5 protein-coding genes and 1 pseudogene are annotated in these 5,723 nt (G+C 69.9%); 3 read left to right on the top strand and 3 right to left on the bottom strand.

Features of this window, described 5'->3' with window-relative positions; genetic code table 11:
- Window positions 1–156 precede the first annotated feature (156 nt).
- Window positions 157–945: a hypothetical protein gene (locus tag K9U41_RS21470; RefSeq protein ID WP_282642880.1), complete on the top strand. Its 789-nt coding sequence runs from the start codon at window positions 157–159 to the stop codon at window positions 943–945.
- A gap of 2 nt (window positions 946–947) precedes the next feature.
- Here K9U41_RS21470 and K9U41_RS21465 read toward each other — a convergent pair whose 3' ends face one another.
- A complete protein-coding gene (locus K9U41_RS21465) occupies window positions 948–1,877 on the bottom strand; it encodes a DMT family transporter (protein ID WP_282642879.1) in 930 nt (309 codons plus the stop codon).
- Window positions 1,878–2,001: 124 nt separating this feature from the next.
- Between K9U41_RS21465 and K9U41_RS21460 the strand changes: the two genes are divergently transcribed.
- Complete coding sequence (locus tag K9U41_RS21460; protein ID WP_282642878.1) at window positions 2,002–2,865, top strand: LysR family transcriptional regulator; 864 nt, start codon at window positions 2,002–2,004, stop codon at window positions 2,863–2,865.
- A gap of 32 nt (window positions 2,866–2,897) precedes the next feature.
- On the opposite strand, the gene K9U41_RS21455 is transcribed toward K9U41_RS21460, so the two are convergent.
- Window positions 2,898–3,704 (bottom strand): alpha/beta fold hydrolase, encoded by an 807-nt coding sequence (locus tag K9U41_RS21455; protein WP_282642877.1) that lies wholly within the window; start codon window positions 3,702–3,704, stop codon window positions 2,898–2,900.
- Window positions 3,705–3,928: 224 nt separating this feature from the next.
- Complete coding sequence (locus K9U41_RS21450) at window positions 3,929–4,870, bottom strand: ROK family protein (protein WP_282642876.1); 942 nt, start codon at window positions 4,868–4,870, stop codon at window positions 3,929–3,931.
- 641 nt (window positions 4,871–5,511) lie between these two features.
- On the opposite strand from K9U41_RS21450, the pseudogene K9U41_RS21445 reads away from it, so the two are divergent.
- Window positions 5,512–5,723, top strand: a pseudogene (locus K9U41_RS21445) (hypothetical protein); the annotation flags it as partial.

The following is a 5,723-nucleotide window of genomic DNA, read 5'->3' as shown; positions in this document are numbered from 1 at the left end:
GCGCAGGGGGAAATGGGGACGCAGGGCGCACTTGGAGCGCGCGGAGGAGAGGCTTTCGCTGCACCGCATCGCGGTGGGTCGAAGCTTAGCCGGCGTGCCATTTTCACGGCTCCGCGCGCTGTCCCGCTGCGCCTTGCGCCGTCGGGACTGGTTGCCATGGTCCTTGCCCCAGTCCTTGCCTTCGTCCTTGCCTCCTCGCCGGTCTGGGCGGGGGCCTGGACCCAGGAGGAAGGACACGGCCAGGTCATCCTGCAGGGCAGCGCGGTGCATTCGGGCTCCGAATTCGGCCCGTCTTCCGATCTCTACGACAGCCGGCCCTACGACAAGCAGGAGGCGACCCTCGTCTTCGAATACGGCGCCTCCGACTGGCTGACCCTCATCGTCGCCCCGCAATTGCTCTCGGTCGATCTGGGCGCGCCGGCGCCCTCCTCCTATGCCGGGCTTGGCTATACGGACGCGGGCGCACGGGCGCGGATCTATAATGAAAACAACATGGTGGTCTCCGCCCAGGTGGTCGGCCGCCTGCCCGGCACCGGCACTTCGCAGAGCGCGGCGGCGGTGGGCTACGAGGACGCCGAGCTTGACCTGCGGATGCTCGCGGGCTGGTCGTTCCCGCTCTTCGGCAAGGCCGCCTTCCTCGACGTGGAGGCGGCCCAGCGCCTGCGCTTCGGCGATCCGCCGGACGAGTTCCACCTGGACCTGACCTTGGGCGTGCGGGTGGCCGAGCGCTGGCAGGTCCTGGTCCAGTCCTTCAACGTGGTCTCGGAAGGGGCCGGGGAGGGGCCGTATTTCGGCGCCTCCTACGAATATTGCAAGCTCCAGCTTGGCGCCGCCTACGACCTGAGCGCGGCGGTGACGCTGGGGGCCGCTTTGGTGTCCACGGTCTTCGCCCGCAACGCGCCGCAGGAGAACGGCGTGGTGCTCACCGGCTTCTACCGCTTCTGACTTCAGCGCTGCCCGGGCGTCGTGGTGACGAGGCGGATGCCCAGCGCGATGGGTATGATGCCGACAAGGTCGAATGGCGGCACCCTTTCCCCCAGCAGCAGCCAGCCGAACATGAGCCCGAGCGGCGGCATCAGGAAGTGCAGGGCGCTGGCGCGGGTGGCGCTGGTGCGGCCAAGGATGAAGAACCACAGGCTGAACGCCCCCACCGACCCGGCGAGCGTGAGGTAGGCGAAGGACAGGGTCAGCGGCACGGTGAGATGCACGTCGGCGAGGTCCTCCCGCCACAGGGCCACCGGCAGCAGGGCGAGCCCGCCGGCCAGGCACTGGATGCCGCTGCCCACCCACAGGGAGGCCGAGGTGCGCACCCGCTTGAACAGCAGCGTTGCCGCCGCCAGCGTCACTAGCGCGCCGGCCACATAGGCCACGCCCACCGGATCCTCATGCCCCGCGACGATGCGCGAGCGCACCACCAGCGCCACCCCCGCCATGCCCAGCACCAGGCCGCCGAGCTTGCGGCCGGTGAGCCGTTCCCCCAGCAGGGGCGCCGCGGCCAGCGCGGTGAGCAGCGGGTTGGCGGAGATGAGCACGGCCGTCAGCCCCGACGACACATGGGTCATGCCCACATAGCTGAGGCCGAGATAGCAGGTGTTGTTGAGGATCCCCATCAGCGCCAGGGCGACGAGGTCGCGCCCGGTGAGCCGCGAGAATTGTTCGCGCGGCAGCAGGATCGCGCAGCCGATGAGAATGATGCTGCCGGCGAGGAGGAAGCGGAACGCCAGCAGCAGCAAAGGCGGGCAATCCGCCAGCGCGATCTTGGCCACGGCAAAGGCCGAACTCCAGATCAGGCAGAACAGGATGATCAGGAGCGGCAGGGCGTTGGGTCGGCCGGCGACGGCAGAAGGCGCCGCAAGGGCGCGGATGGGCAAACTCACGGGGACCTCCTTGACCGCCGAGGGCACCGTGTCGGGGACCCGCCTTGGCCAGAGACCACGAAATGAGGGAATTGAAAAATTGAATGTCATGATGTTGACTAGTGGATAATCGAATGAGGCCACCATGCTCGATATGGATCTGCTGAAAGCCTTCGTGAGCGTGGTGGATGCCGGCGGCTTCACCCGTGCCGGAGAGCGTGTCCACCGCACCCAGTCCACGGTGAGCCAGCAGATCCGCCGGCTGGAGGACCAGCTCGGCCATCAGCTGCTGGTGCGCGACACGCGCGGCGTGACCCCGACCGCCGAGGGCGAGCGGCTGCTCGGCTACGCCCGGCAGATCCTCGCCCTGGGGGCGGAAGCGCGCGCCGCGCTCACGGGGGCGCCGCCGCCCCGGGTGGTGCGGCTCGGCATTCCCGACGATTTCGCCCTGGTGGCGCTGACCGGGGTCATCGCCGAATTCGTTCGGGCCCGGCCAGGGGTGCGGCTCGCCGTCACCTGCGGCCTCAGCCGCGACCTGTCCTCCGCCATGGTGCGCGGCGAACTGGACATCGTGCTGATGAAGCGCGAGCCGGGCAGCGGCCCGGCGGAGGCGGTGTGGCCCGAGCGGCTCTACTGGGTGGCGGGGCGCGACGCGGCGCCGGCCCCCGGAACGGTGGAGCTGGTGGCCTTCCGGCAGGGCTGCCTGTATCGCAACCGCGCCGTCCAGGCGTTGGAGAAGATCGGTCGTCCGTGGCGCATCGCCTATGAATGCCCGAGCCTCATCGGCATCGAAGCGGCGCTGGCCGGGGGGCTGGGTGTGGCCGTGCTCAATGCGCGGTCTATCGGCCCGCGGCTGCGGGTGCTGGACGATCCGGACCTCTGGCCGCCGGTGCCGCCCACCGAACTGACCCTCCTGGTGGCGGAACGCCCGTGTGCCGCCACGCGCGACCTCGCCGGGCTGATCATCTCCTTCTGCGACCGGGAGGCCGGCCTCGAACACGCCGCCTGAGGGCGACCGCGCCGAGGCGGCGCCACAACCGCCTAGGCGGAATGCCCGGCGGCTTCCAGGATCAGGTTGGTGATTTCCAGTGGGTGGGAGATCAGCGACAGATGGCTGGATTTCACCTCGATGGTCTTTGCACCCATGCGCCGTGCCATGAACCGCTCGAGGTCGGGATTGATGGTGCGGTCTTCCGTGGAGACGGCATAGAAGCTCGGCTTCGAGCGCCAGGCCGCCTGCGTGGTCCTGCCGGTGAGCAGCGCCTTCCGGAAGGGCTGCTGGACGGCGTACAGCACCCGCGCCTGGGCGGGAGGGAGGTCGCCCGCGAAGTCGCGGAGGAACGCTTCCTCGGTGAGGCGCCCCTCATCGCCGTCGAAGACAATGCCGGCGGTTGCCGGTGGGGTCGCAAACGTCTTCGCCAGAGCCGTGTAGTCCTCGCCGGCGTCGGGGGCTCGTGCGGCCACATAGACCAGCGACGACACGTTGGGATGCAGGCCGGCCTCGGTGACGATCATCCCTGAAAAGGAATGTCCGACCAGCACCGTCGGACCATTCTGCCGCTCCAGCACCCGCAGGGTCGCGGCCACGGCATCAGGCAGCGTCGTGAGGGGGTTCTGCACGGATGTGGCATTGAGCCCGGCCGCCTGCAGCCGGGCGATGACCTCCGACCAGCACGACCCGTCGGCGAACAGACCGTGCACGAGCACGATATTGCGGGATACCGCCGCGGCAGCGGTAGCAGCGGTAGCAGCGGTAGCAGCGGTCGCGGCCATGCCGCGGCTGGAAACGAGGGACGCCGCCGCGCCGGCTATCAGGGCTGTGGAAAACGCACGTCGGTTCATATCCATGATGTGTTCCTTCCCCCCGGGAGGTTGCAGCGCGACGGGAGTCGCGTGCCTCGAAAGCTAAGGGGGCCGGCCCGTCGGGTCTTTCGCGTCACCCCGCGGATTGCGGGATCGCAGGGCGTCCAGCCGCGAGTGCCGCGATTGGCTCCGGTTGACCGCACGAGCGTGAGCGCCTCCACTCTCCGGGAGGCCCGACCGGTGGGGATGGATGCCGCCCGACCGGTATCCTATTCGCTCACCAGCAGCCGCCGGCCGATCTCGCCGATGCCGATCAGGCCGGGGGTGGCGTGCGTCACCACATGGATGGGGATGAGCGACAGGCGGTCGAGATAGGGCGGATGTTCCTCGAAGGCGGCGCGGAACGGGCTTTCGGTGAACAAGGGCGCCATGGCCCGGCCGATGCCCCCGCCCACATAGACGCCGCCCTTGGCATCGAAGGCGAGGGCGAGGTCGCCCAGCACCCGGCCGAGCAGGCGCAGGAAGATGTGGCAGCTCTCCTTCTCCTGCCGCTGGCCGTCCAGGGCGGCCTTGATGATGGCATGGGAGGACAAATGCTCGCCGGAGAGGATGCGGTGCAGCCGCACCAGTCCCGGCCCGGACAGCACGTGCTCCACCGCCACCGGCCCGAGGTCGCGCACCAGATGGGCGACGATGCGGGCCTCGTCCGTGGTCACCGCGCCGAGGCGCATGTGGCCGGCCTCGCTCGCAAGCACCTCGTAGCCGTCCTCCCGCGGCAGGATCAGGGCGGTGCCGAGCCCGGTTCCGGGGCCCGACAGCAGCATGGGCGCGCCGGCGACGCGGCGCCCCGTTCCCACTTCCATCAGGTCGTCGCGGGTGAGCAGCGGCAGGCCGTGGGCGAAGGCCTCGAAATCGTTGAGCACGGTGAGGCGCAGGAAGGACAGCTCGAGGGCAAGCCCCTCGCTGGAGAAGCGCCAGTTCCGGTTGGTCAGCCGCACGGCGTCGCCGTCGATGGGGCCGGCCACGGCCAGCGCCGCGCAGCGGGGCGGCTCGCCGCCCAGCGACTCGAGATAGGTCCTCAGCAGGTCCTCGATCGAACCGTAGGAATCGTTGGCCTCGAGACGAATGTCGAACGGGACCCCGTCCACCCCGGCGCGGGCGATGCGCGTGGTGGTTCCGCCGATGTCCGCAAGCAATACGGTGGGAGCCATGGGATAAGTCCGAGGGATGGGGCGCCGCGTGAGCCGGCGCCGATGCGGTCGCAATCGAGGCCCGCTGTGCTCAGCGCCTTGTAACTAAAGCCTGAACCGCCCGGCTTGTCGGAGCCGAGCGGATGCCTGCTCTACTGCGCCAAGCGCCGGCCGGACGCAAGCGCCGCTTGCCGCCCGCGCGGGGGCTGTTGAGGAGGCTGGTGCGGCTTGCCCGTTCTCCTTGGGGCCTCGGCGCGGCGGCTGTGGACGGCCGACCATAGCGGCAGGATCGTTCCACGCCGGTTCACGACCCCGAGACCGGCCGCGCGAAGCCGGCGGCGAACGGCGACGCGGCGCGGGCGAGCCCGGCCCCCGAAGGCCGGCGGGTGGTGGTGCCGGTCGCCTGTCCCCAGAGGGGTTCAATCGTTTTGATGGGCGGCCCGGACGGCGCCCGACGGGCCGATGCGGCCTGCGGCGGTGGGCGAGGTGGCGCCGAGCGGTCACGTGCCGTAAGCTCACACTGAAATTGTGTGTCCGGCCAAACTGTGCGTCTCATGCAGATGGGGGGCTGGCGGGACCGCAGCTTCGACGTACATAAGCTGAGATCGGTTTCGGCCCGCGGCGCGGTCGGCGGGACGATGCCGGTACGGGGCAACACGGCGATGCGGCTCTGCCGCGGCGCCCGAAAGGCATGGCGAAGCGCAGTGCTCGACATTTACACGATCATCTTCCTGGCCCTCGCGGTCTTCATCTTCGTGCGCCTGCGCAGCGTGCTCGGGCAACGGACCGGGCGCGAGCGTCCGCCCTACGATCCCTATTCCCGCGACACTGCCCGCCCGCCGCAGCCGGCCTCCGACAAGGTGGTACCCCTGCC

Origin of the sequence: Xanthobacter autotrophicus, assembly GCF_029991245.1 — a bacterium.
Lineage (GTDB): Bacteria > Pseudomonadota > Alphaproteobacteria > Rhizobiales > Xanthobacteraceae > Xanthobacter > Xanthobacter autotrophicus_C.
This window is presented reverse-complemented; position numbering and strand designations above follow the sequence as displayed.